This window comes from Microbacterium sp. A8/3-1, from assembly GCF_040267695.1.
GTDB lineage: Bacteria > Actinomycetota > Actinomycetes > Actinomycetales > Microbacteriaceae > Microbacterium > Microbacterium luteolum.
Genome location: NZ_CP158357.1, coordinates 3,497,219 through 3,521,910, shown reverse-complemented (window position 1 = coordinate 3,521,910; position 24,692 = coordinate 3,497,219). Strand labels below are relative to the sequence as shown.

The following is a 24,692-nucleotide window of genomic DNA, read 5'->3' as shown; positions in this document are numbered from 1 at the left end:
GGAAGATCGGGATGGGGCGTCGTGCTGTGCGGGTGGTCAGGCTCGGCGACCGGAGCCGTCGGCACCGTCCTCCATCAGACGCTGAGCGGCCGCGGCCTCCGCGGTCGGCGACTGCGCTCCGACCGACGCACCGGACTCGGCGTCATCCGCCTCAGCCTGAGCGCTGTCGTCGGCGTCGCCCGTGACGACGACCGGGGTCGTCCCGGTGAGGGCGTCTTCTGCGTCGATGTCGGTCGCCGCCTGCTCGAACTGCGACTGGTACAGCCGCCAGTAGGCGCCCTGAGCGGTGATGAGCTCGTCGTGCGTGCCCTTCTCCACGATGTCGCCGTGCTCCATCACGAGGATGAGGTCGGCGTCGCGGATCGTCGAAAGGCGGTGCGCGATCACGAACGACGTGCGTCCCTGTCGGAGAGCGGCCATCGCGTGCTGCAGCAGCAGCTCGGTGCGGGTGTCGACAGCTGACGTCGCCTCATCGAGGATGAGGATCGACGGCTGCGCGACGAACGCCCGGGCGATGGTGATGAGCTGGCGCTCACCCGCCGAGACGTTCGACGCATCCTCGTCGAGGACCGTGTCGTACCCCTCGGGGAGGGCGTGCACGAACCGGTCGACGTACGTCGCCTTCGCGGCCTCGAGAACCTCGTCGTCGGTCGCGGTGGAGCGACCGTAGCGGATGTTCTCTCGGATGCTGCCTGCGAACAGCCACGGGTCCTGCAGCACCATGCCGGTGCGGGAGCGCAGGTCGTCGCGGGTGATCTCGGCGATGTCCTGACCGTCGAGCATGATCCGGCCACCGCTGAGCTCGTAGAACCGCATGATCAGGTTGACCAGCGTGGTCTTGCCCGCGCCGGTCGGTCCGACGATCGCGACGGTCTGCCCCGGCTCCACGCGGAAGGACAGGTCCTGGATGAGCGGGCGCTCCGGCGTGTAGGAGAACGCGACGTTCTCGAACTCGATGACGCCCTTGCCGTCGACGAGCTCGGGAGCATCCGCATCGTCCGCCTCCTGCTCGTCGGCGTCCAGCAGCTGGAAGACGCGCTCGGCCGACGCGGTGCCGGACTGCACGACCGCGGCCATGCCGCCCAGTTCGGACAGCGGCTGCGTGAACTGCTGCGAGTACTGGATGAACGCCTGCACGTCGCCGAGACGGAGCTGACCGTTCGCGACCATCAGACCTCCGAGCACCGCGATGCCCACGTAGCTGAGGCTGCCGACGAACATCATCGCCGGCATGATGATGCCGGAGAGGAACTGCGCCTTGAAGCTCGCCTGGAACAGCTCCTCGTTCTCGTCCTTGAACTTCTCCAGCGCATCGTTCTCGCGCCCGAACACCTTGACGAGGGCGTGCCCCGAGAAGGCCTCCTCGACGCGGGCGTTCAGTCGTCCGACCTTGCGCCACTGGGACCCGAAGGCCTTCTGCGAACGCGGACCGATGACGCCGAAGATCACAGCCATCAGCGGCAGCGTGATGAGGGCGACGAGCGCCAGCTGCCAGGAGATCGAGAACATCATGACGAGCACGCCGACCACGGTCAGCACCGACGTCAGGGCTCCGGAGAGCGACTGCTGCATCGTCTGCGTGATGTTGTCGATGTCGTTCGTGACGCGAGAGATCAGCTCACCACGCTGCACCTTGTCGAAGTACGACAGCGGCAGACGGTTGATCTTCGCCTCGACCGATTCCCGGAGGCGCCACATGGTGCGGACCATGATCACGTTGATGACGTAGCCCTGGATCCAGGTCAGGAATGCCGCCGCGACGTAGATCGCGAGGACAGCGGCGATGATCCACCGCAGCGCCTCGAAGTCGACGCCCTGGCCGACCGTGAAGTCGCCGAGTGCTCCGACCTGGTTGGCGAAGTCGTCCTGACCCGCGCTGCGCAGCGCTTCGACGACGACGTCCTGCGACGTGCCGGCCGGGAACCCGGGGAAGTCGCCGTTGGGCTGCCCGAGCTGGATGGAGATGAACCCCTTGTAGACGAGGTTCGTCGCCTCGCCGAGCACCTTGGGTGCGGCGACCGTGAGGACGACGCCGATCGCGCCGAGGATCGACACGAAGACGAACCAGATGGCCGAGGGCTTGAGGAGCCCGATCATGCGCGTGAAGCTCGCGCCGAAGTTGTCGGCCTTGCCCGGTGCGACGCTGTCCCAGTCGCCCGAGTTCTGGCGCGCCTGCTCGGCGAGCTCTGCCTCGTACTTCTCTTCCTCGGTCAGTTCGACCTCGGCGACGGCGGCAGCCGCCTTGCCGCGGCCTCTACGAGCCTGGGCCCCTGAGCTTGTCGAAATGTCGTTCTGCTCGCTCATGCGTCCACCCCCAGCTGCGATTCGACGATCTCTCGATAGGTCTCGCTCGTCTCGAGCAGTTCCTCGTGCGTTCCGACGCCGACCATGGTGCCGCCTTCGAGGACGACGATGCGGTCGGCATCCGTGATCGAGGAGACGCGCTGCGCGACCACGATCTTCGTGACGTGCGGCAGCTCCCGCCAGAGCGCCTGCCTCAACCTCGCGTCGGTCGTCAGATCGAGAGCCGAGAACGAGTCGTCGAAGACCAGGACCTTCGGCTGGTGCACGATCGCGCGGGCGATCGCGAGCCGCTGGCGCTGTCCGCCGGACACGTTCGTGCCGCCCTGCGCGATGCGCGACTCGAGTCCGTCGGGCATCTCCTCGACGAAGTCGCGGCCCTGCGCGATCTCGAGCGCGTGCCAGAGCTCTTCGTCCGTCGCCTCTTCGCGCCCGTAGCGCAGGTTCGAGGCGACGGTGCCGGTGAAGAGGAACGGACGCTGCGGCACGAGGCCGATGCTGTCCCAGAGCGCTTCGACGTCGGCGTCGCGCACATCCGTGCCGCCGACGTGCACGGCTCCTCCGGAGACGTCGAAGAGACGCGGGATCAGCGAGACGAGGGTCGTCTTGCCCGATCCGGTCGATCCGACGATCGCGACCGTCTCACCGGGCTGCGCACCGAAGCTGATGCCCTTGAGCACCGGGGCGTCCGCACCGGGGTACGTGAACTCGACGTCGTCGAACGCCACGGCACCGGGTGCGGGGAAGGCGGTGACGCCGTTCTCCGGACGGACCATGGTGGACTCCGAGTCGAGCACCTCGCCGATGCGCTCGGCCGAGACAGCGGCGCGCGGGATCATCATCGCCATGAAGCTGGCCATGATGACGCCGCCCATGATCTGGCCGATGTACTGCATGAACGCGAACAGCGTGCCGACCTGCACCGTGCCGTTGTTGACCTCGATGCCGCCGAACCAGATGACCGAGACGACGGTGACGTTGAGGATCAGCATGAACAGCGGGAACAGCAGCACGAACAGCGAGCCGACCTTGCGGCCGACGACCATGATGTCGGTGTTCGCGCCGCGGAAGCGCTCCTCCTCGATGCCCTCGCGCACGAAGGCCCGCACGACGCGGACGCCGGTGAGCTGCTCGCGCATGATGCGGTTGACGTTGTCGAGCTTGCCCTGGTAGCTGCGGAACAGCGGCACCATGCGCCCGATGACCAGAGCCGCGAGGATCAGGAGGGCGGGCACCGAGACGGCGATGAGCCAGCTGAGGCCGACGTTGGTCTGGACGGCGAAGATGATGCCGCCGATCGCGAGCAGCGGCGCGGTGACGAGCATGGTCGCGCCCATCATCGCGAGCATCTGCACCTGCTGCACGTCGTTCGTGTTGCGCGTGATGAGCGAGCCGGCGCCGAACACGGAGACCTCGCGCTCGGAGAAGCCGCTGACCTTGCCGAACACGTCGGCGCGGATGTCGCGACCGGCGCCCATCGCCGCGCGGGCGGCGAAGTAGGTGGCGGTGACCGAGGCGATGATCTGGCCCAGCGAGACGGCGAGCATGAACAGGCCGGTGTTCCAGATGTAGCCGGTGTCTCCCTGCGCGACGCCCTTGTCGATGATGTCGGCGTTCAGGCGCGGGAGGTAGAGGGTCGCGGCGGCGCTGGCGAGCTGGAACACCAGCACGCCGAGCAGGAGCCACCTATAGCGAGACAGATAGCGGACGAGGATTTTTCCCAGCACAGGCGGACTTTCTAGGAAGGATGGAGTGGCAGGTTTCTCGACAGACGGATGCCGACCGACAACCGGCCACAAGACAGAGTGCCACGAACCGCGGACATTCGTATCCCCCTTTGGGAGGACCTTCGCTGACAGCGAACCGCCTCCGAGCGGGGGCGCGATTTCTGAACACGGGCGAACAACGCTCGAGTTGTATTCGCGCGGATGGAGACGGTCTCCTCGCGAGGATGGAGACTCAGAAGAGCGGATGCTCCGGCACGTAGTCGCGCGCGCCGGCGCCGGCATCCGGTTCCAGCTCGGCGAGCGTGGGCGGCTGCCACTTCGGATCGCGGTCCTTGTCGACGAGCTGCGCGCGGATGCCCTCGACGAGATCCGGATGCTCGTTCACGAACCACAGCACGCGGCGGTACTCGCCTTCCAACGCCGCACGCAGGTTCGGGAAGCCCCGCGCTTCGCGCACGGCGTCGAGCGTGACGACGAGCGCGGTCGGTGCGAGCTCTTCCAGGAGGTCGGCCGTGGCGGCGGCATCCGTCGTCCCCTGTCCCCGCAGGCGCTCGACGATCTCGACCACCGTCGGCGCGGAGAACGCCTCGTCGATCCATGTGCGCGACGCGGGGAGCTGCGACGGGTCGGGCGTCTCGTCGAACAGCAGCACGATCTCGCTGGGCCCCGTGGGATCGGCGCGGTAGGCGAGCGCCTCGCGCAGGGCGTCGAGTCTCTCCGAGGGGACGAAGTGGTCGGCGAACCCGAGGAGCACGGCATCCGCCCCGTCCATCGTCGAGCCGGTGAGGGCGAAGTACTCGCCGAAGTGGCCGGGCGCACGCCCGAGCAGCCAGGTGCCGCCGACGTCGGGGGTGAATCCGATACGGGTCTCGGGCATCGCCAGCTTCGAGCGCTCGGTGACGATGCGGATCGCGGCGTGACCGGCCAGGCCGATGCCCCCGCCCATCGTGATGCCGTCCGCGATCGCGACGACGGGCTTGCGGTATTCGGCGATCAGCGCGTTCAGCGCATACTCGGCGCGGAAGAACTCGGCGGTTCGCTCGGCCTGGCCGGAGACGATCTGGCCGTGCAGGGCGCGCACGTCTCCGCCCGCGCACATCCCGCGCTCCCCCGCTCCGTCGATCAGGACGATCTGCACGTCGGTGTCGTCGATCCAGGCGGTGAGGGCCTGCGTGAGCAGCTCGATCATGCCGAGGTCGAGCGCGTTGATCGCCTCGGGGCGGTTGAGGGTGAGCCGGCCGAGCGCTCCTTCCTTGCTCATGAGGACGCGGGGCGCAGTGATGGTGTCGGTCACGCGTGCCAGGCTACTCCGTCGGCGCGGGGTCCCAATCCGCACGAAATACGCGATCCGGGCGCTTTTCCGGCAGGATAGGGGGAACTGTTCATTGCAACGAGAGGTCGCGGATGCCCGACGGACAGGTGCTCGAGTTCACGAATGTGACGAAGCGCTTCAATGAGGTGACCGCTGTCTCCGATTTCTCGGCACGAGTCGAGCCCGGCGCCGTCACCGCCTTCCTCGGTCCGAACGGGGCGGGCAAGACCACCACTCTTCGCATCCTGCTCGGTCAGATCCGAGCCACTTCCGGTACCGCCACCATCGGCGGGACCGCCTACGCAGAGCTGCGCCAGCCGCTGCGCATCATCGGCTCCGTGCTCGAGGAGACGGTCTACCGTCCGCGCCGGACCGCGAACCGGCAGCTGACCATCGCCGCGAAGGCGAACGGCATTCCGCTCGCGCGCGTCGGCGAGGTGCTCGCGATGGTGGGCCTCGAGGGCGAGGGCGATTCGCGCATCGGCGGATTCTCGCTCGGCATGCGCCAGCGGCTGAGCATCGCGAACGCCCTCCTCGGAGACCCCGGAGCCCTCGTGTTCGACGAGCCGGCGAACGGACTCGACCCCGAGGGCATCCGCTGGATGCGCCTGCTGATGCGACGCCTGGCCGACGAGGGCCGTACTGTCCTCGTGTCCTCGCACCTCCTCAGCGAGGTCGAGCAGATCGCCGACAACGTCCTCGTCCTGTCGAAGGGGCAGCTGGTGCTCGCCAGCGGCATCGAGACGCTCGCCGACCCGAAGGGCGGCTCGGTGGTCGTGGATGCCGTGGACCGCGCCGCGCTCACGGCCGCTCTGTCGACGGCAGGATTCGACGTCGAGGTGCTGCGCTCCGGACTCAACGTGCGCGGCGGAGACGCCGGAACCGTCGGCGCCGTCGCGGCTGCCGCCGGAATCGCATTGAGCACGCTCGTCCAGCGCGGTCCCACTCTGGAGGACGTGTTCATCGAGCACGTCCGGGGCGGCAGGCCCACCCTGCGTGCCGCGGGTGCTGCGTCGCAGCCCGTCACGGTGGAGAGCGCTGACGCGCCCGCTGCAGGTTTCGCGGCCGGAGCCGTCGCCGCAGGAGTCGTCGGTGTCGCGGGTGCCGCTGCTCTCGACGATGCACCCGAGACGGCGGTGGCCGAGGCAGAGGCTGCTGAGGTTTCTGCCGAGGACAGCGCGATCGAGGACAGCGTCATCGAGGACGTCACCGTCGAGGACATCGCAGTTGCGGACATCACGGTCGCGGACAGTGCCGCCGAGGACAGCGTCGTGGAAGACATCGCTGGCGAAGACAGCGCCGCCGATGACATCGCTGTTGAAGACAGCGCCGTCGAAGACAGCCCCGTCGAAAACAACCCGATCGAAGAAGGCTCGATCGAGGAGCGCCCCGTTGACGGGGAGGGCGACGAGGCTCCGGAATCCGAGACGGTCGACCAGCACGATGCTGACGGCACGTCGCCCGACGATGCCCCTCAGGACGACGCGCCTCAGGACGACGCAGCCGAGGACGCCGCGCCGACGCGCTCGTTCGACGAGATCCTGTTCGGCACGTCGACTCCGGTCGCATCCGAGACCACGGAATCCGATGACGCCGCGCAGGCCGACACCGACCAGCCGACCGACGACGCTCACGCCGGCGTCGAGTTCTTCACAGAGCTCGGCGGCGCTGATGAGACGACCGACAGCGCTTCCGACGCCACGGACACGGAGAACGAGGCCGCGTCGGACGACGAGAACGCCGACCCGGCGCACGACGCAGAGCCGGGCACCGACGCCGCCACCGAGAACGAGAACACCGAGGCGGAGAACACCGAGGCGGAGCACTCGGAGCCTGAGCACGACGAGGCGCAGTCCGGCACGGCCGACGCCGAGGGTTCCGCCGCTGACGGCGACGAGGACCCCCGGTCGGCCGCCGTCAGCTCCATGCTCGCGGCCGCCGCTCGTGCTTATTACGACGACGAGCCGAAGGACTACCCGCAGGACGAGTCCTCCGACGAGGGAACGCACTGGACGGTCGCGTCCACCGGAGTGATCGACAGCGTCCCGACCGCGGGCGAGCCCGCCCCGGAGGGCGAATCCGAGACCGCCGAGGCCGAAACCGAGGCTGCTGAGCAGGACGAGAACCACGACGAGCACGCGGAGAATCACGGCGAGCACGCGGAGAACCACGAGCACGCGGAACACCACGAGAACCACGAGCACCACGGCGACGAGCATCACCACGGCTGAGTCGCCCGCTGACGAGAAAGCCCTCCGCGCCGAAAGGTGCGGAGGGCTTTCTCGATGATCGGGTGGATCAGGCGGGACGCGGACGGATGACCGGCCGGCGGCTCCCCTTCGAGACGGGGGTCGGCGCGGTCGCGACGATCTCCTCGACGTCCGCGGGCTCGGTGGAGACGTCGAGACGGAGCGCCTGAGTGAGCGCGAGACCGTGACGTGTGCTCAGGATCAGCCGGCGGTACTGCTCGTCACCCTCGAGGTCGATCACGACACCGGGTCGTCGGCGACGGATGAGCACGAAGTCGAGGCTTCCCGCCGCCTTCCAGCTGCCAGCCGCGAGCACGCCGGGGATGTGGGTTCCGGGGTTCGGTACCCCGCGCAGCCACGTCCAGGCATCTTCCGTCAGCTGCACCTTGGTGATGGTCTCACGCACGACCTGCAGGTTGCTGCGGTGGAAGGTGGCGGCACGCTCGATCGGCGAGAGCACGACCTCCAGTTGCGTCTGGTCCAGCAGCAACGTCACCATGAACCCAGTCTGCCAGCGCGGCCCTCCCAGTTGTCTGGAAGTTGCTCACAGGAACGCAACGATCCATTGTGGGATCGGACCAGTTGACCGGGATCAGCTCGTGCGCATTCGGACATATCTTCTGACCTGAGCTCGCCCGGCCGGCCGACGCCCGTGCGCGGCCCTCGTCTCCGCTGGCGCTGCCTACGCGTGAGCCGATGCCGCGGCGGCAGCCGCAGCCGGCAGTGCGGCCTCGATGAATCCGAGCTCCTCGTCGCCGTGCGCGGCCGTGAGGAACCAGGCCTCGAAGACGCTCGGCGGCAGTGCCACACCCTGCTCGCGCATGGAGTGGAAGAACGGCGCATACCGGAACGACTCCTGAGCCTGCGCCTCGGCGTAGTCGCGCGGCGCGGTGGCGCGGAAAGACGCGTTGAACAGGTTCCCAGCCGTGGCGACGGCGTGGGTGACTCCGGCATCCGAGAGGGCGGCGTCGAGAGCCGCCACCAGACGAGCGGATGCCGCGTCCACCGTCGCGTACACTTCCGGCGTCGCGAGGCGCAGCGTGGCCAGGCCCGCCGCGACCGATAGCGGATTTCCCGAGAGCGTGCCCGCCTGGTAGACCGGCCCGAGAGGGGCGAGAAGATCCATGACCTCGGCGCGGCCACCGAGCGCGGCCAGCGGCATCCCTCCGCCGACGACCTTGCCGAAAGTGATGATGTCCGGCAGGTACTCCTCGCCTGCCGCGGCCTGCAGGCCCCAGTATCCCGCCGGGTGCACGCGGAATCCGGTGAGCACCTCGTCGAGGATCATCAGCGCCCCGTGCGCGTGCGCGGTCTCCGCGATGAGGCGGTTGAACCCGGGGAGCGGGGCGACGACACCCATGTTCGCCGCGGCGGCCTCGACGATGACGGCCGCGATGCGCGGGCCGTGCTCGGCGAACACGGCCGCCAGTGCCTCCGGGTCGTTGTATCCGATCACCAGCGTCTGGGCGGCGATCGGAGCCGGAACGCCGGCCGAACCGGGGAGCGCGAGCGTCGCGACGCCCGAGCCCGCCTCGGCGAGCAGCCCGTCGGAGTGCCCGTGGTAGTTGCCGGCGAACTTCACGAGCAGATCGCGACCCGTGGCACCACGGGCCAACCGGATCGCGGTCATGGTGGCCTCAGTACCCGTCGATACCAGACGCACGCGCTCGACCGGGCGGACGTCGCCGAAGCGCACCCGGTCGGCGATCAGCGCGGCCAGCTCGACCTCGCCCTCGGTCGGAGCGCCGAACGACAACCCGCGGGTGGCGGCCTCCTGCACGGCGGCGACGACCTCCGGGTGCGCGTGCCCGAGCAGCGCCGGACCCCACGAGGCGACGAGGTCGACATACGCGCGACCCGCGGCATCCGTAACCCGTGCACCCGAGGCCGACGCGAGGAAGCGCGGCGTGCCGCCCACCGAACCGTACGCGCGCACCGGTGAGTTGACCCCGCCGGGGATCACCGCACGGGCAGCGGAGAACAGGTCGTCATTGCGGTCGGTCATCAGGGCCCTTCGAGAGAATGCGCCGGATGCTCAGGCGCGCAGCCAACGGGCGGCTTCCGTCGCCCAGTAGGTCAGAACAGTGTCGGCTCCCGCACGGCGGATGGAGAGCAGGGACTCCAGCACGGCAGCGCGACGGTCGATCCAGCCGTTCGCGGATGCGGCCTCGATCATGGCGTACTCGCCGGAGACCTGGTATGCCCACACCGGAATATTGACGGTGTCGCGCACCTCGCGCAGCACGTCGAGGAAGGCCATCGCGGGCTTGACCATGACGATGTCCGCACCCTCGGCCTCGTCTACGACGGCCTCGCGCACGCCCTCACGACGGTTGCCGGGGTCGAGTTGGTACGTGCGGCGGTCACCCGTCAGCTGCGAGTCCACCGCCTCGCGGAACGGTCCGTAGAACGCGCTCGCGTACTTCGCCGCGTAGGCCAGCAGCAACGTGTCGGTGAAACCCTCGGCGTCCAGCGCCGCGCGGATCACGGCGACCTGGCCGTCCATCATGCCGGAGAGACCGAGCAGCTGCGACCCCGCCCTCGCCTGCGCGAGCGCCATCGACGCGTAGCGCTCGAGCGTCGCGTCGTTGTCGACCGCGCCCTCGGCGTCCAGGACACCGCAGTGCCCGTGATCGGTGAACTCGTCGAGACACAGATCCGTCTGCACGACGAGGGCGTCGCCGACCTCGGCAGCCAGAGCCTCCGTCGCGACGTTCAGGATGCCCTGCGGGTCGTCGGCTCCGGATCCGCGGGCATCTCGCACGGCGGGGACGCCGAACAGCATCACGCCGCCGACACCCGCCTCCGCGGCTTCGACAGCAGCGGCACGGAGAGAGTCGATCGAATGCTGGGCCACACCCGGCATCGATCCGATCGCCACGGGCTCCGTGAGACCCTCGCGCACGAACAGGGGCAGCACGAGCTGCCGCGGCTCCAGCGACGTCTCGCGGACCAGATCGCGGACGGCGCGCGACTGGCGCAGCCGCCTCAGGCGGACCTCGGGGAAGCTCACGGCGCGAACTCGTCGGCCGCGTGCGGAAGAGTGAAGTGCGACACCGCGTCGATGAGCGCGTCGACCGTCTGTCGGTCGGCGACGACCGACACCGGCAGGCCCGCCTTGAGGGCGTCGCGCGCCGTGCGCGGGCCGATCGCGGCGAGCAGCGTCTCGTCGGGGATCTCCGGGAACTGCTCGCGCACCTGCTCGGCGACCGAGCCGCTCGTCACGAGGATCGCGTTGATCCTGCCGTTCTCGACATCCCGGCGGATCCGCTCCGTGACCGGGACGCCGACCGTGCGGTACGCGACGACGCTCGAGACATCGTGCCCCGCGTTCGACAGCTGCACGCTGAGCACGGGCTTCGCGATCTCGCTGCGCAGCGCGAGGATACGACGAGGCTCCGTCTCCAGGGCGATCAGCTGCTCGGCCATCCCCTCGGCGGAGTTGTCCTGCGTCGGCACCAGCGCGACCTCGTAGCCGACAGCCTGCAGGGCCGCCGCGGTGGTCTCGCCGACCGCCGCGATCCGCGTCGTCGGAGGAACGACCGCGCGATGCGCGAACAGCACGTCGACGGTCGTGGCGCTCGTGACCGTCAGCCAGTCGAACGCACCGGCCGCGAGCTGCTCCAGTGCGACGTCGAGCCCCGCCTGGTCGTTGGTCGGGGCGAAGTTGATGAGGGGTGCGACGACCGGCACCGCACCCTGGGCGCGCAGGCTCGCGGCGACGCCGTCGCCCCACGGCCCGCCACGGGGCACGAGGATGCGCCAGCCGTACAGCGGTAGGTCCTGCTTGGTATCGGATGTCATGAGGATTGCTCTCGGGAGACGAGTCCAGCCGCCCCTTGATCGAGCAGCCGACGGGCAACAGTGAACCCCAGCTCGCGCGCTGCGCGCATCGGGTCTGCACCATCGGCAGCATCCGCTCCATTGCCACTGCCGTTCCGACGAATATACTCCCCGTTCAGGGCTTCGGTGACGTCGAGGCCGATCCGCCGCCCTCCATCGGGCGCGTAGACCACTGTCCTGACGCGGATCGCGGCCCCTTCGACCACCGCGTGAGCCGCCATCGGAGCCTGGCATCCGGCATCCAGTCCCTCGAGCACCGCGCGCTCCACCGTGATGGCGAGTCGGGTCGCCTCGTCGTCCAGGGCAGCGAGGGCGGCGAGCAGCTCGTCCGGAGCATCCGTCCGCGTCTCGACAGCCAGGGATCCCTGGCCCGGTGCCGTCGGCCACTCGGCGAGGCCGAGCTCCTCCCGGCGGAGGCGCGAGTCCGTCCCGAGCCGGGAGAGTCCCGCGGCGGCGAGGATCACGGCGTCCAGCTCGCCGGACGCGACCCGCGCGAGACGGGAGTCGACGTTGCCCCGGATGTCGACGACCTCGGCGTACGGCGCCCGTCGGTGCACCTGAGCGATCCGTCGAGGCGAGCCGGTGCCGACCGTGCTGCCCGAACGCAGTTCGTGCAGCGGGATGCCGAGGCGGGTCAGCACCACATCGCGCGCATCCTCGCGCTTCGGCGTCGCCGCGATCATCAGACCGTCGGGAATGGCGGTCGGCAGATCCTTGAGCGAGTGCACGAGGAAGTCGCACTCCCCCGCGAACAGCGCCTCGCGCAGTCGCGTGGCGAAGATGCCCTGGCCGCCGATCTCGGAGAGCGACGCACGGTTCGTGTCGCCTTCGCTGGTGATCGGGACGAGCTCGACCGGGCGCCCCGACACCTTCTCGAGGGCGGCGGCGACGTGACCGGACTGCGCCTGCGCGAGCGCGCTGCGCCGGGTACCCAGGCGGATCGGGGTGCTCATCGGGCGGCCTACTGCAGCACGTCCGCGATCTCGTCGAAGCGCAGACGGCGCCCGGTGTAGAAGGGCACCTCCTCCTTCACGTAGAGACGCGCGTCGGTGTAACGGAGATCGCGCATGAGGTCGACGAGCTCGGTGACGTCGTCGGCCTCGAGCGGCAGCAGCCACTCGTAGTCGCCCAGAGCGAATGCGGCGACCGTGTTCGCGATGACGCCCGTGAATGCGGCGCCCTTGCGTCCGTGGTCGGCGAGCATCTTGCGACGCTCCTCCTCGGGGGCGAGATACCACTCGGGGGTGCGCACGAACGGGTAGAGGCAGAGCCAGTCCTTCGGCTCGACGCCACGGAGGAACCCCGGCACGTGCGCGCGGTTGAACTCGGCGTCGCGGTGCACGCCCATCACGTTCCAGACCGGGAGCAGCGAGCGCAGCAGCTCCGTGCGGCGCAGGCGACGGAGCGCCTTCTGCAGCTCCTCGGCCGTCTCGCCGTGCAGCCACACCATGAGGTCGGCGTCGGCCTTCAGCCCCGAGACGTCATAGAAGCCGCGGACGGTGACACCGGAGTCCTCGACGTACGAGACGATCGTCTCGAGTTCGGTCGAGTCGGACTCGGTGACGGGGACATCGGGATTGCGTCGCCACACGGCCCAGAGGGTGAATCCGGACGGGTTCTCTTCGAGCGCTTCGGACATGTCTCCAGTCTGCCCCCTTTGCCGAGGTCCCGCGAACGCGGGGCGTCAGCGCGAGATCACGCGGGCGATGACCCAGACGAGCCCGCCGACCGCCGCCGCGATGCCGATCACGGCCGCGGCCGCGCCGATCGGGTTGCGGTCGGCGAAGACGCGCGCCTTCGCGATGCCGCGCGTCGATGCCTTCTCGATGCGACGGGGGATGTTGCCCTTGACCTCGATCGCGGCGAGCGCAGCCTTCAGCTCGGCACGCGCGGAGTCCCGCGGATCGACGATGCCCGCCGGAACGACGGTGCGCGGTACGAGCGACTCAGAATTCGTCATCGCCGGCCTCCTTCACGATTCGGATGTCCTGCGCGACCGCCTGAGCGGGATTCTGACGTCGGAGGACCTTGCGGAACTTCAGGATGCCGAGCAGAGCGAACAGCAGCACGGCGACGATCAGGATGCCGAAGACCGCCAGAGCCGACAGCCAGACCGGCCACCACGACGAGAGTCCGGCGATCGCGAAGACGAGGATGACCGGCACGGCCCAGAAGAGGAAGAAGAGCGCGACGAGGAACCAGACGGAACCGATGCCGGCGTCTTTCGCGGTCTTCGAGATCCACGCCTTGGCCGAGTCGATCTCGGCTTTGACGAGATTCGTGACGAGTTCGGGCAGATCGCCGAGCAGCGTCAGCAGACTGTCATCGGCGCGGTCCCGGTATCCGCGAGGCATCTCAGGCGCCGGGCTTCTTCGGAGCAGGCTTCTTCGCCGCCGGCTTCGCAGCGGAGGAGGACGCGTTCGCCTTCGCCTTCACTTCGTCCACGGCGTCGTCGGCGGCGTCGGCCACCTCTTCCGCGGCCTCCTTGCCGGAGGCGATCACGGCGTCGAGCTTCTGCCCGGGAGTGCCGTTGCTCTTGACGGACTTGACGACCTTCACTGCACCTGTCCACAGCGCGCCGGGAACGGCCGCAGCCTTGTCACCGACGAAGCCCTTGACCTTGTCGACCTGCTCCTGCACGGGGTCCAGGTGATAGAGCTTGAGCCACTGCGTCTTGATCTGCTCATACCGCTCGCGCCCGGCACGAGTGCCGAGGACGTAGCCGACGCCGAGTCCTACGACGAGTCCGATCTTCCCCTTCATGGGGTCTCCTCACGTTGTTCGAGTCCTGCGGGTCAGGTACACAGCGTAACCCCGTATGCCGAATTCGGCATCTAAACGACCGAGGGGTTGACACATGGTGGTTGTTCACTCCCACAACAGGGTGCGACGCAGGCGATCGGCCTCGTCCTTCGCGTCCGGGATCACCTGCGCGAGGCCGGTGCCGGCGAGCCAGGCGCCGACGACCGCGAGACCGGGAACGGCCTGCACGGCGGCGCGCGCGGCGGCCCGACGCTCGCCCGATCCGATGATCGAGGCGGGCTGCGACTGGACGTAACGCGCGCGGTGCGCGGCGAGCAGAGAACCAGGGGCGAGAGGCACGCCGAGCAGCGCGGATGCCTCGCGCAGCGCGAGTCCCGCCGCGTCGTCGTCGCTCAGATCCGCGGTCGCGGCGGGCTCGCCCTGCGCGCCGAACGAGACGCGCACGATCTCGCGATCGCCGGCGGCTTCGCGCAGCCAGCCCCACTTCGCGGTGGAGTGCGTGAGCGCCTTGGCGGTGTGGCTGGCCGGCACGGTCAGGACTCCGGTGCCGCGCGGGGCGACGCTCAGGCCCGGCGCATCGAGCAGCAGCGTCACGATCTCGATCTCCGGCGACGACGAAGGCGCAGCGTGTGCGAGGGCGGGGACGCCGGGAGTGAGCAGCGCTCGCGCCGCGGCCTCCGAGGTGGCGACGATGACGGCGTCCGCGGTGAACGAGAGGGGCTCCTCGGCTTCCTCGTCAGTGTCGGCATCGGGATCGGACTCGATCTCTGCGTCGACCGTCCAGCCGGCGTCGGTCCTCCGGACGCTCTGCACGCGCACGCCGGTGCGCACCTCGGCACCGAACCGGTCCAGATCCTCCACCAGCGCATCGACGAGAACGCTCATGCCGCCGACGAGTCCCTCGACCGCGGCGCCCGGTGCCTTCGCGGCACCGCCCGCACCGTCACGGAGCGCCTGCACGGCGCCGGAGAGCGAGCCCACGCGAGTGAGCGCGGCGTTGAGCCCCGGGGCAGCGATGTCGACATCGACATCGTCGGGTGAGGCGGAGTAGACGCCGGTCGTGACGGGGGCGACGAGACGGTCGCGGACCTTGGCGCCCATGCGCGACGCGACGAGCTTGCCGAGGCTGAGCTGATGCCCGATCGTCAGGGGCGGGCGCACCCGGTCGAGATAGGCGCGCCACGCGCCCGACCAGCCGATGACGCGACGCACGTCGTCCTGGAACGGATTCGCCGGGACGCCCAAGATGCCGCCTACCGGGAGCGGCGCGGCGCCCACGCCCGGGATGCCGGCGAGCCAGGCGCTCCCTGCCTCGGGCGCGACGATGCGATCGGTCAGGCCGAGCTCCTCCAGCAGCGCACGCACGTGGCCGCCCCTGGTCGCGAAGCTCTCGGCACCGGCATCCACCGCGACGCCGTCGAGCTGGGCCCGGCGGATCGCGCCGCCGACGGCATCCGCCTCTTCGAGCAGCGTGACCCTTATGCCCACCTTCGCGCACTCGCGCGCCGCGATGAGACCGCCGATGCCGCCGCCGACGACGAGGACGTGCCTCTCGGCGGCGCGAGCGGCGAGGGCGGCGGGGTCGCGGGAGGAGTCGACGGTCATGCCGTCAATTCTCGCATCGGCGCCGATCAGGCCTCGACGGGCGTCGCGGTGCCGCGGCCGCGCTTGCGGACCTCGCGGAGCACGATCTGCTCGGGGCACACCGTGGAGAGGAAGTCGCCGACGGAGAGCGCCAGCCGCTCGCCGACGAGCGAGTAGAGGATGCGGTTGCCGTCGCGTCGCTCGCTCACGAGGCCGGCCTGACGGAGCACGCTCAGGTGCCGGGAGATGGTCGGCCCGCTCGCCGAGAACCGCGAGGCGATCTCGCCGGCCGCGAGCTCGCCGGCTTTGAGGTCCTGCAGGATCTGCCGACGGGTGGGGTGGGCCAGCGCTGCGAAGATGTCTGACGCGCTATCTGCCATGTTTGCAATATAGCACCTTCGCTAGATACTCTTTAGCTGCATAGCTAATAAGCGAAGGAGCGACACCATGAGAGTTGCGATCACGGGCGGAAGCGGGTTCGTCGGGCGGCACCTGGCCGAGCGCTTCGACGACGCGGTGGTGATCTCTCGCCGCAACGGAGTGGAGATCACCGACGTCGACGCCCTCGCCGCCGCCTTCGAAGGGTGCGACGCCGTGGCGCACTGCGCCGGCATCAACCGCGAGATCGGGGATCAGACGTTCCGGCGGGTGCACGTCGAGGGGACGAGGGCCGTCGTCGAGACCGCGCGTCGCGCGGGCGTCCGGCGCATCGTGATGGTCAGCTTCCTGCGGGCACGCCCCGACTGCAGCTCCGGCTATCACGAGTCCAAGTGGGAGGCCGAGGAGATCGTGCGCGGCTCCGGCATCCCGCATACGATCCTGAAGTCGGGGATGATCTACGGCCCCGGCGACCACATGGTCGATCACGTCACCCGCGCCGTGCGGACTCTGCCCCTGTTCTGGACGGTCGGCTACCGCGAGCGCACCGCCCGCCCCGTGCCGATCGACGACGCGGTCGACGTGCTGGTCGCGGCTCTCGAGGGGCGCATCTCCGACCCGACGGTCGCCGTGATGGGGGTCGACGAGGTGACTCTCGGCGAGGCCATCCGCCGCATCGCGCGGGTCGCCGGGCGTCGTCCGGCGTTCCTCCCCGTTCCCGTGTGGACCGTCCGGATGCTCGCACAGCTCACGGAGTGGATCATGGTCGTCCCGCTGGTCGCGAAAGCGCAGGCGCGGATGCTGGCCGAGGGAGTGAGCGAAGCCGCCCCGCCGGCCCCGGAGGTGCCCGTCGGCCTCCGCCCTTCACGCCCGTTCAGCGACGAGCGCATCCGCGCGGCGCTCCCCGAGGGGCGCTTCGGGCTGTCCGACCTGCGGCTCGCCCGACGGATTCAGCGTTCCGCGTGGACCAGTTCGACGATGCGCGTGAGCTGATCGGGGTCGGTCTCGGGCGGAACACCGTGACCGAGGTTGAGGATGTGGGCGCGTGCGGCGCGCCCGCGCTCCAGCACGTCGCGCACGTGCGCCTCGAGCACCGACCAGGGCGCGGAGAGCAGCGCGGGGTCGATGTTCCCCTGCACCGTGACATCCGGTCCGAGGATCGCGGCGGCCTCGTCGAGCGGCTGCCGCCAGTCGACACCGACGCCGTCGGCCACACCGTCGAGGCGCATGTCGCCCAGGAACGGCCCGGTGCCGACGCCGAAGTGGATGGTCGGGATGCCGATGCCCTGAAGGGCGGCGTGCGAGTGCGGCGCGACGAAGGCGCGATAGTCGGCCGGGCTGAGCGATCCCGCCCAGCTGTCGAAGAGCTGCACTACGGATGCTCCGGCATCGCGCTGCGTCTCGAGGAAGCGGCGCGACACCCGGGCGAGCCAGCCGGCGAGGCGGTTCCACGACTCCGGGTCGGCGTGCATCATGGCCCGTGCGCGCAGGTGCTCCTTCGACGGCCCGCCCTCGACGAGGTAGGCGGCGAGCGTGAACGGTGCCCCGGCGAAGCCGATCAGCGGGGTGTCTCCCAACTCGGCCGTGACGAGGCGGACGGCCTCGGCGATGGCCGTCCCGTCCAGCGACTCCGGGTCGATGGCCGTGATCCGGTCGACGTCGGATGCCGTGCGCACCGGGTTCGCGAACACCGGTCCGCGTCCGGGCTCGATCTCGACCTCGACACCCGCGAGGCGCAGCGGGATGACGATGTCACTGAAGAACACCGCGGCGTCGACGCCGTGTCGGCGGACGGGCTGGAGGGTGATCTCGGCCGCCAGGTCGGGCGTGAGGCAGGCGTCCAGCATCCGTGTGCCGACCCGCAGCTCGCGGTACTCGGGTAGTGACCGGCCGGCCTGACGCATGAACCACACCGGGGTGTGGGCGGGGCGGTCGCCTGCGAGGGCGCGCAGCAGCGGAGCGTCGGAGAGGGCCATGACTCCATCCTCCCATCCGGTCGTTATGAGTCCGCGGAGACGTCCTGCCCCAGGCTCCGGTAGAATCGACGGGTGCTGCTGTGTGTGACGGCGAGTCACAAGACCGCCTCCTTCGAATTGCTCGAACGCCTGAGCCGCACCCCCGACGACGTCGCCTCCACTCTCGTGGACATGACACCGTGCGTGCAGGGTGCGGTCGTTCTGGCGACCTGCAATCGTTTCGAGGCGTACGTCGAGATGGATGAGCCGGTCACGGCCGCCGGCGCGATCGGCGTCGAAGCCGTGCTCGAAGCCGTCGAGTCGACGACCGGTGTCCGCGCCGCCGAGTTCGAGGGCGCCTATGCGGTGCACTCCGGCCGTCGGGTCGCGGAGCACCTCTTCTCCGTGGCATCCGGACTTGAATCCGTCGTCTCCGGCGAGGGCGAGATCGCCGGCCAGGTGCGCCGCGCGCTGAAGTCCGCGCGCAAGGACGGCACCACCTCTCCCGAGCTCGAGAGGCTGTTCCAGCGCGCGAGCCAGGCGCAGCGCAAGGTCAAGAACGTCACGGCCCTGGGTCGCGCCGGACGCTCCCTCGTGCGCCTCGCCCTGGAGTTGGCCGACAGCCGCATCGCCGACTGGTCCGCCGAGCGCGTGCTGCTCGTCGGAACCGGGGCCTACGCCGCCGTCACCCTCGCCACGCTGCGCGAACGCGGCGCCGTCGACATCTCGGTGTACTCGCCCTCCGGCCGCGCCGAGGTGTTCGCCGCGAAGCACGGCATCCGCCCCGTCGCCGCCGCCGAGTACGCCCGCGCCGCGGCGCACTCGAGCCTGCTGATCACCTGCACGACCGCGACCGAGCCCGTGCTCGGGCCGGTGCACCTGCAGCACCCGGTCGGCATCGCCGCCGTCGGATGCCCGGTCCCGCCGACGGGCTCAGGAACCCACAGCCAGCTGGTCGTCGACCTCGGCATGCCGCGCAACGTCGACCCCGCCGTCGGCGCTCTCGATGGCGTCGCCCTGCTCGATCTCGAGACGATCCGTCTGCACGCCCCGCTCGAAGAGCTCCAGGCGACGGATGCCGCGCGCAGCGTCGTGCGTGAAGCCGCCGACACGTTCCACGTCGTCGGCGCCCGGCAGAGCGTGACCCCGTCGGTGGTCGCGCTGCGCACACAATGTTCTCGCTCCTCGAGTCCGAGATCGCCCGTGCCCGCGCCCGCGGAGACGAGGACGGCCGCGTCGAGCAGGCGCTCCGTCACCTCACCGGAGTGCTCCTGCACACCCCGACCACGCGTGCGCACGAACTGGCCGCCGCCGGTCGCGCAGACGAGTTCGCCGCCGCTCTGGGGGCTCTCTACGGCATCGACCCCGTCGAACCGGCCGTCGAGCAGGGGCCCGAGTCCTCGATCGCGTAACGGTGCCGCTCTGGACCAGGGGGGGCGCAGACCTGCGGTCCCCCATCGGTCACTCGGCGAGCAACGATGCGATCGCCGCACGCACGCGGGGAAGATCGGCGTTGAGCGTGGCCCACACCGCGTCGTAATCAGTCGCCTCGTAGTGATGCGCGAGCCGATCGCGCATGCGCTTGATGCTCGACCAGGGCACCTGCGGGTTCGCGACGATCGTTTCATCGCTCAGCCGCGCGACGTTCTCACCGATCTTGATGATGATCGATTCGGCCGCAAGCCCCGGTGTGTTGAGATCATCCGAGACGTACCATTCGTGGCCTCGACCGGCGAGTCGCGTGCCGCTGTCGCACAACCGCAAGATCTCACGCAACGACCGTTCGTCCCTATCACTCACGCGGCCACCGCTGACCGGAGGATCGGATGATCAGCGGGGAGCCCTCCGTCTGTGACCACGTCGACCGCGACACCGAGCAGCTGTTCGGCGACGACGGAGAACTCGGCGATCGTCAGCAATCCCACGTGCGGTGCGCGCGTGACAAGGATATCGAGGTCGCTCTGCGTGGTGTCCGTGCCCTGCCCTGCGGAGCCGAACACGCGCACGTTACTCAATCCGTACTCCGCAGCGAGCTCTTTGAGTTCGTCACGATGCCGTTCGAGCGCTTCGTGAGGCAAGGGGCTCATGGCCGACCGCAGCCGATCGACCATCGCCGCAGACGGATTCCGCCGCCCGGACTCGTAAGCCGCGATGTTCGGCTGCGCAACGCCGCTGCGTAGCGCGAGCTGCGCTTGGCTGAGCCCAGCTCGCTCGCGTGACTCACGCAGCGTTTCACTCATATCACGATGATATCGCGCCTGCGGACTCGAGGGAAGGGCGAAAGAGGGCGGTCACCACTGGCAGACTTGCTGCATGGCCCTTCACATCACCGGAGACACCGCCGCCGACGAGCTGCTGACCGACAACCCGCTGGCTCTGCTGGTCGGGATGCTGCTGGATCAGCAGGTGCCGATGGAGACCGCGTTCGCCGGTCCGCTCAAGATCGAGCAGCGCACCGGAGCGACGGATGCCGCCGCGATCGCCGGCATGGCACCCGACGAGTTCCTCGCGGCCTTCCAGCAGACTCCCGCGGTGCACCGCTTCCCCGGTTCGATGGCGACGCGCGTGCAGACCCTGCGCCAGACGCTCGTCGATGACTGGGATGGGGATGCCAGCGCGCTCTGGACCCGCCCTTCGACGGGCTCAGGGACCCAGCCGTCTGGCGCCGAGGTGCTGAAGCGCCTCAAGTCGCTTCCCGGATTCGGCGAGCAGAAGGCCAAGATCTTCCTCGCGCTCCTCGGCAAGCAGTACGGTTTCACGGGCGAAGGCTGGCGCGAGGCAGCCGGCGCCTATGGCGAGGACGGATCGTTCCGCAGCGTCGCCGACATCGTGTCGCCCGAGTCGCTGACGAAGGTGCGGGAGCACAAGAAGGCGATGAAGGCTGCCGCGAAGGAAGCGAAGGCGTGACATGGAGCCGACCGGTACCGACGTCACGGGCCTGATCGCCCGCTCCTCCCCCGCGGTCCGTCGGCGCGATGCCGAGACGCTGACCGCCCTGATGCAGGAGATCTCGGGCCGCGAACCCGCGACCTGGGGCACGATCATCGGCTTCGGCTCCTGCCATTACCGCTACCCGACCGGCACGGAGGGCGACACCGGGCTCCTCGCCTTTGCCCCGCGCAAGGCGTCGACGACGATCTATCTGCTCGACGGCACCGATGCCCACGCCGAGGCTCTCGCGCAACTCGGACCGCACACGACCGGTGTCAGCTGCGTCTACATCAAGGACCTCGAGCAGATCGACCTCGACGTGCTCCGCGGCATCCTGCAGCGCTCGCTCGCGTGGGCGGAGTCCGGCGGCACGGACGAGGTGCAGATCGAGGTCACGAGCTGAGCGCCGTCACGGTGCGCGAAGCCACCGGCGACGACTGGCCGCAGATCTGGCCGATCATCCGCGAGGTCATCCGCGAGCAGACGACCTTCGCCTACGACCCCGGCATGGGCGAGGCCGACGCACGCCGGATGTGGATGCTGGGCGCTCCGGCGCGGACCGTCGTCGCGGTGTCCGACGATCAGGTGCTCGGCACCGCGAACATGTACCCCAATCGTCCGGGGCCGGGGTCGCATGTGGCATCCGCGAGCTTCATGGTGGACGCCGCCGCGAGAGGGCGTCGCGTGGGACGCACCCTCGTGGAGGACATGATCGACTGGGCGCGGCGCGGAGGCTTCGCGGCAGTGCAGTTCAACGCGGTGGTCGAGACGAACGTATCCGCCGTCCACCTGTACGAGGATCTCGGCTTCCGCACGATCGGCATCGCACCCGGTGCATTCCGGCATCCGATCGAAGGCGATGTGGGCCTGCGGATCATGTGGCTCGACCTTCACGACGAGGCCCCGCCCCGCTGAGATCAGCGGGGCGGGGCCTCGGGGCGGTCACGCTCAGCGCAACCCGGCGAAGAACGCGCGGATGTCGCCGGCGACGAGATCCGGACGCTCGAGGGCCGCGAAGTGCCCGCCCTCGTCGAAGCGGCTCCAGTGCACGATGTTCGAGTTGTCTCGCTCGGCGAAGACCCGGATCGTCTGGAAGTCGTCCTTGAACACGGCGACCCCGGTCGGAGCGGCGTTGATCTGCGGCGCCGCGTCCTCGCCACCGTCGGCGCGGGCGTTCTCCAGGTAGCTGCGGCTCATGCCGGATGCCGCGTTGGCGAACCAGTTGACGCTGACCTCGAGCAGGATCTGCTCGAGCGACACGAGCGAGGTGCCGTTGCCGAACGAGTTGAACAGCTCGCTGTACGCGAGCAGCCCGATCGGGGAGTCGCTGATGCCGACCGAGACGGTCTGCGGCCGCGAGGAGTTCATCGTGTTGTACCCGCCGACCGACTGGAACCACTGCATGTGCTCGAGCCCGGCGTAGTCCTGCGGCTCGAGCCGCTCGAACTCGGACGGGTCGCCCGAGGGGAACGAGAACAGCTGCAGCACGTGCAGCCCGAGGAACCCCTCCGGGTTCAGGAGACCGAGCTCGCGCGCGACCATCGCACCGTTGTCGGAGCCGTGGATGCCGTAGCTGTCGTAGCCCAGGCCGCGCATCAGCTGGTCGTACGCCTCCGCGACCTTCGCGGTCGTCCAGCCGACGGAGGCCAGCGGCTGCGAGAAGCCGTAGCCGGGAGCATCCGGGATCACCACGTCGAAGGCGTCCTCGGCGCGGCCGCCGTGCGCCACCGGGTCTACGAGCCGGTCGATCACGTCGAGGTAGTCGACCGCCGATCCCGGGTAGGTGTGCGCGAGCAGCAGCGGCGTCGCGCCCTCCTCGGCGGAGCGGACGTGGAGGAAGTGGATCGTCTGCCCGTCGATCTCGGTCGTGAAGTTCGGGACGGCGTTGATCCGCTCCTGGACGGCTGTCCAGTCGAAGGAGCGCCACGCCTCGATGGCCTCGCGGAGATAGGAGTTGGGGGTGCCGGCATCCCAGTCATCGGTGGGAGAGGGCTGGGGAAGCCGCGTGCGCGCGAGACGATCCTGCAGATCGGTGATCTCGGCGTCGGAGACCGAGACGGTGAAGGGGCGGATGCTGAGGGGAGCGGTTGTGTTGTTCATGTCTCCGACGATATTCGCCCATTAGGTAGGATATGTTCCTAATAAAAGAACCTCCTCGAAGGGATTCTCATGGCCGATCCCACCGCCCGGCTTCTCGCCCTCCTCTCGCTGCTGCAGACGGGCCCTGAGCGCTCCGGGCGCGACCTGGCGGAGCGGCTGGGTGTCTCCTCTCGCACGATCCGGCACGACGTCGATCGCCTGCGCGAGCTCGGCTATCCGGTCGACGCGACGCGGGGAGCCGTCGGCGGCTACCGGCTCGGCGCCGGAGGGAAGCTGCCCCCGCTGCTCCTCGACGATGAGGAGGCCGTGGCCGTCACCGTGGGTCTGCGCGCCGCGGCGGGCATCGCCGGCGTCGAGGAGTCCGGTGCACGCGCGCTCGCGAAGCTCGAGCAGGTGCTGCCGTCGCACCTGCGCCCCGTGGTCGACGCGCTCAAGTCGACCATCGATCGCGCCCCCGAGAACAACGACACCGACGCCCCAGACCCCGTGGTCGATGCGACCGTCCTGCGCGAGATCGCCGGCGCCATCCGCAACGAGGAATGGCTGCGCTTCGACTACCAGGACGCGCCGGTACTGGTGGAGCCCTATCGTCTGCTCACCTGGCATCGCCGGTGGTACCTGGTCGGGCGCGACCCGCAGACCGGCGAATGGCACACGTACCGGGTCGATTGGATGGAACTGCGGATGCCGACCCGACGGCGCTTCGATCCGCAGCCGCTGCCCGGCGGGGACTACACCGCGTTCATGATGCGCACGATCGCCGAGAGCGGCTGGAAGGTCCATGCGCGCCTGCGCATCGACGCATCCGCGGAGTCCGTGCTCGACCGCATCCATCCCGCGGTCGGCGTCGTGGAGCCGATCGACGAGGACCACTGCGTGCTGGTGACCGGCGCCGACAGCCTCGACACGGTTGCGGCCTACATCGGGATGCTGATGATGGACTTCACGGTGGAATCGCCGCCGGAGCTCATCCCCCGCCTGCAGGTGCTCTCGGAGCGCTACGCCCGAGCGGTCGCGGGATCCGCGGCTCCCTGAGTCGGCTCCGGTTCAGCGCAGCACTTCGACCAGCGCGACCCACGACACCACGATCGCGGAGACGATCGCCAGCAGGCAGCCGGCCGCGGCGAGGTACAGCCCCGCGGGGTGTCCGGCCCAGACCAGCGCGCCGGCGGCGAGGTAGGCGAACAGCGGCAGGAAGCCCACCAGGTACTTGAGCGGGCGGGCCTGATCGGCGGGGTCGGGGTCGGTCGCGATGAGCCGCGTCGCGTGCGCCTGGAAGATCGCCGCCAGGACCGTCACGAAGATGGTCACCACCCCGAACCAGAACCGGTCGATCCCGGGCACGAGGCTGATGGCCGAGACCGCCAGGGCGAGCACGAGCGCGGCGATACCTGCCAGCAGTCGTGCGGTGAGCGTGCGCGACTTGATGATCTCGCCGATGTTCACGCTCGAGGCGACGATCACGAGACCCACCAGGGCGGCCGTCGCACCCGCCATCGCGACGTTGAACTCGCTCCACTCCTCGATCATGCCGCCAGCATAGCGGCGG

General features: G+C 69.5%; 26 protein-coding genes and 1 pseudogene. 8 read left to right on the top strand and 19 right to left on the bottom strand.

Annotation, left to right across the window (positions count from 1 at the left end; all coding sequences use genetic code 11):
• Positions 1–36: 36 nt before the first annotated feature.
• The 3 genes from ABS642_RS17250 to ABS642_RS17240 all read right to left on the bottom strand — a co-directional run bounded on the left by ABS642_RS17250 (position 37) and on the right by ABS642_RS17240 (position 5,322).
• Entirely contained in the window at positions 37–2,304 is a 2,268-nt protein-coding gene (locus tag ABS642_RS17250; RefSeq protein ID WP_350351080.1) for an ABC transporter ATP-binding protein, read from the bottom strand.
• The gene (locus ABS642_RS17245; RefSeq protein ID WP_282215759.1) at positions 2,301–4,028 is read right to left on the bottom strand and encodes an ABC transporter ATP-binding protein; all 1,728 of its coding nucleotides are present in this window, start codon (positions 4,026–4,028) and stop codon (positions 2,301–2,303) included. The genes ABS642_RS17250 and ABS642_RS17245 overlap by 4 nt, the downstream gene beginning before the upstream one ends.
• Before the next feature lie 232 nt (positions 4,029–4,260).
• Positions 4,261–5,322: an enoyl-CoA hydratase/isomerase family protein gene (locus ABS642_RS17240; RefSeq protein WP_350351079.1), complete on the bottom strand. Its 1,062-nt coding sequence runs from the start codon at positions 5,320–5,322 to the stop codon at positions 4,261–4,263.
• A 110-nt stretch (positions 5,323–5,432) separates the two neighbouring features.
• Here ABS642_RS17240 and ABS642_RS17235 point away from each other — a divergent pair, with 110 nt between their 5' ends.
• Positions 5,433–7,571, top strand: coding sequence for an ATP-binding cassette domain-containing protein (locus ABS642_RS17235; RefSeq protein ID WP_350351078.1), 2,139 nt, complete (start codon positions 5,433–5,435; stop codon positions 7,569–7,571).
• A gap of 67 nt (positions 7,572–7,638) precedes the next feature.
• Here ABS642_RS17235 and ABS642_RS17230 read toward each other — a convergent pair whose 3' ends face one another.
• The 11 genes from ABS642_RS17230 to ABS642_RS17180 all read right to left on the bottom strand — a co-directional run bounded on the left by ABS642_RS17230 (position 7,639) and on the right by ABS642_RS17180 (position 16,159).
• The gene (locus ABS642_RS17230; protein ID WP_282215756.1) at positions 7,639–8,088 is read right to left on the bottom strand and encodes a hypothetical protein; all 450 of its coding nucleotides are present in this window, start codon (positions 8,086–8,088) and stop codon (positions 7,639–7,641) included.
• A gap of 183 nt (positions 8,089–8,271) precedes the next feature.
• Positions 8,272–9,594: a glutamate-1-semialdehyde 2,1-aminomutase gene (locus ABS642_RS17225; protein WP_350351077.1), complete on the bottom strand. Its 1,323-nt coding sequence runs from the start codon at positions 9,592–9,594 to the stop codon at positions 8,272–8,274.
• 30 nt (positions 9,595–9,624) lie between these two features.
• Positions 9,625–10,602: a porphobilinogen synthase gene (gene hemB, locus ABS642_RS17220; protein ID WP_350351076.1), complete on the bottom strand. Its 978-nt coding sequence runs from the start codon at positions 10,600–10,602 to the stop codon at positions 9,625–9,627.
• Entirely contained in the window at positions 10,599–11,393 is a 795-nt protein-coding gene (locus ABS642_RS17215) for a uroporphyrinogen-III synthase (RefSeq protein WP_282215752.1), read from the bottom strand. Before ABS642_RS17215 ends, hemB begins: the two co-directional genes overlap by 4 nt.
• Complete coding sequence (hemC, locus tag ABS642_RS17210) at positions 11,390–12,385, bottom strand: hydroxymethylbilane synthase (protein WP_350351075.1); 996 nt, start codon at positions 12,383–12,385, stop codon at positions 11,390–11,392. The genes ABS642_RS17215 and hemC overlap by 4 nt, the downstream gene beginning before the upstream one ends.
• 8 nt (positions 12,386–12,393) lie before the next feature.
• Positions 12,394–13,071 carry a hydrogen peroxide-dependent heme synthase gene (gene hemQ, locus ABS642_RS17205; protein WP_282215750.1) on the bottom strand — a complete coding sequence of 226 codons (678 nt, stop codon included), beginning with the start codon at positions 13,069–13,071 and terminating at the stop codon, positions 12,394–12,396.
• A gap of 45 nt (positions 13,072–13,116) precedes the next feature.
• Entirely contained in the window at positions 13,117–13,392 is a 276-nt protein-coding gene (locus ABS642_RS17200; RefSeq protein WP_350351074.1) for a hypothetical protein, read from the bottom strand.
• Entirely contained in the window at positions 13,379–13,786 is a 408-nt protein-coding gene (locus ABS642_RS17195) for a phage holin family protein (protein ID WP_282215748.1), read from the bottom strand. Before ABS642_RS17195 ends, ABS642_RS17200 begins: the two co-directional genes overlap by 14 nt.
• A 1-nt stretch (position 13,787) precedes the next feature.
• Positions 13,788–14,195 carry a hypothetical protein gene (locus ABS642_RS17190; protein ID WP_350351073.1) on the bottom strand — a complete coding sequence of 136 codons (408 nt, stop codon included), beginning with the start codon at positions 14,193–14,195 and terminating at the stop codon, positions 13,788–13,790.
• 105 nt (positions 14,196–14,300) lie between these two features.
• On the bottom strand, positions 14,301–15,800 hold the full coding sequence (locus tag ABS642_RS17185) for an FAD-dependent oxidoreductase (protein WP_350351072.1): 1,500 nt from the start codon (positions 15,798–15,800) through the stop codon (positions 14,301–14,303).
• Between the two features lie 26 nt (positions 15,801–15,826).
• Positions 15,827–16,159, bottom strand: a complete 333-nt coding sequence (locus ABS642_RS17180; RefSeq protein WP_282215745.1) for a metalloregulator ArsR/SmtB family transcription factor — start codon at positions 16,157–16,159, stop codon at positions 15,827–15,829.
• Between the two features lie 67 nt (positions 16,160–16,226).
• Here ABS642_RS17180 and ABS642_RS17175 point away from each other — a divergent pair, with 67 nt between their 5' ends.
• Complete coding sequence (locus tag ABS642_RS17175) at positions 16,227–17,150, top strand: NAD(P)H-binding protein (protein ID WP_350351071.1); 924 nt, start codon at positions 16,227–16,229, stop codon at positions 17,148–17,150.
• On the opposite strand, the gene hemE is transcribed toward ABS642_RS17175, so the two are convergent.
• Positions 17,108–18,133 carry a uroporphyrinogen decarboxylase gene (hemE, locus tag ABS642_RS17170; protein WP_350351070.1) on the bottom strand — a complete coding sequence of 342 codons (1,026 nt, stop codon included), beginning with the start codon at positions 18,131–18,133 and terminating at the stop codon, positions 17,108–17,110. The genes ABS642_RS17175 and hemE overlap by 43 nt on opposite strands.
• A 72-nt stretch (positions 18,134–18,205) precedes the next feature.
• Between hemE and ABS642_RS17165 the strand changes: the two are divergent.
• Both ABS642_RS17165 and ABS642_RS17160 read left to right on the top strand, forming a co-directional pair.
• A pseudogene (locus tag ABS642_RS17165) lies at positions 18,206–19,225 on the top strand (glutamyl-tRNA reductase); the annotation flags it as partial.
• Positions 19,226–19,284: 59 nt separating this feature from the next.
• Positions 19,285–19,524: a hypothetical protein gene (locus tag ABS642_RS17160; RefSeq protein WP_350351069.1), complete on the top strand. Its 240-nt coding sequence runs from the start codon at positions 19,285–19,287 to the stop codon at positions 19,522–19,524.
• Between the two features lie 49 nt (positions 19,525–19,573).
• Here ABS642_RS17160 and ABS642_RS17155 read toward each other — a convergent pair whose 3' ends face one another.
• Positions 19,574–19,912, bottom strand: a complete 339-nt coding sequence (locus tag ABS642_RS17155) for a HepT-like ribonuclease domain-containing protein (protein ID WP_350351068.1) — start codon at positions 19,910–19,912, stop codon at positions 19,574–19,576.
• The gene (locus ABS642_RS17150; protein WP_350351067.1) at positions 19,909–20,352 is read right to left on the bottom strand and encodes a helix-turn-helix domain-containing protein; all 444 of its coding nucleotides are present in this window, start codon (positions 20,350–20,352) and stop codon (positions 19,909–19,911) included. The genes ABS642_RS17155 and ABS642_RS17150 overlap by 4 nt, the downstream gene beginning before the upstream one ends.
• A gap of 73 nt (positions 20,353–20,425) precedes the next feature.
• Between ABS642_RS17150 and ABS642_RS17145 the strand changes: the two genes are divergently transcribed.
• From ABS642_RS17145 to ABS642_RS17135, 3 genes are read left to right on the top strand one after another with little or no spacing between them, the layout of a single operon-like run.
• Entirely contained in the window at positions 20,426–21,019 is a 594-nt protein-coding gene (locus tag ABS642_RS17145; RefSeq protein ID WP_350351066.1) for an HhH-GPD-type base excision DNA repair protein, read from the top strand.
• Between the two features lies 1 nt (position 21,020).
• Positions 21,021–21,446 carry a DUF1801 domain-containing protein gene (locus ABS642_RS17140; protein ID WP_282215738.1) on the top strand — a complete coding sequence of 142 codons (426 nt, stop codon included), beginning with the start codon at positions 21,021–21,023 and terminating at the stop codon, positions 21,444–21,446.
• Positions 21,447–21,457: 11 nt separating this feature from the next.
• Positions 21,458–21,958, top strand: a complete 501-nt coding sequence (locus ABS642_RS17135; RefSeq protein WP_350351065.1) for a GNAT family N-acetyltransferase — start codon at positions 21,458–21,460, stop codon at positions 21,956–21,958.
• Between the two features lie 33 nt (positions 21,959–21,991).
• Here ABS642_RS17135 and ABS642_RS17130 read toward each other — a convergent pair whose 3' ends face one another.
• On the bottom strand, positions 21,992–23,143 hold the full coding sequence (locus ABS642_RS17130; protein WP_350351064.1) for an epoxide hydrolase family protein: 1,152 nt from the start codon (positions 23,141–23,143) through the stop codon (positions 21,992–21,994).
• Positions 23,144–23,212: 69 nt separating this feature from the next.
• On the opposite strand from ABS642_RS17130, the gene ABS642_RS17125 reads away from it, so the two are divergent.
• Positions 23,213–24,178, top strand: coding sequence for a WYL domain-containing protein (locus ABS642_RS17125; protein WP_350351063.1), 966 nt, complete (start codon positions 23,213–23,215; stop codon positions 24,176–24,178).
• A 12-nt stretch (positions 24,179–24,190) separates the two neighbouring features.
• Here ABS642_RS17125 and ABS642_RS17120 read toward each other — a convergent pair whose 3' ends face one another.
• Positions 24,191–24,673: a hypothetical protein gene (locus ABS642_RS17120; RefSeq protein WP_350351062.1), complete on the bottom strand. Its 483-nt coding sequence runs from the start codon at positions 24,671–24,673 to the stop codon at positions 24,191–24,193.
• Between the last annotated feature and the right edge of the window lie 19 nt (positions 24,674–24,692).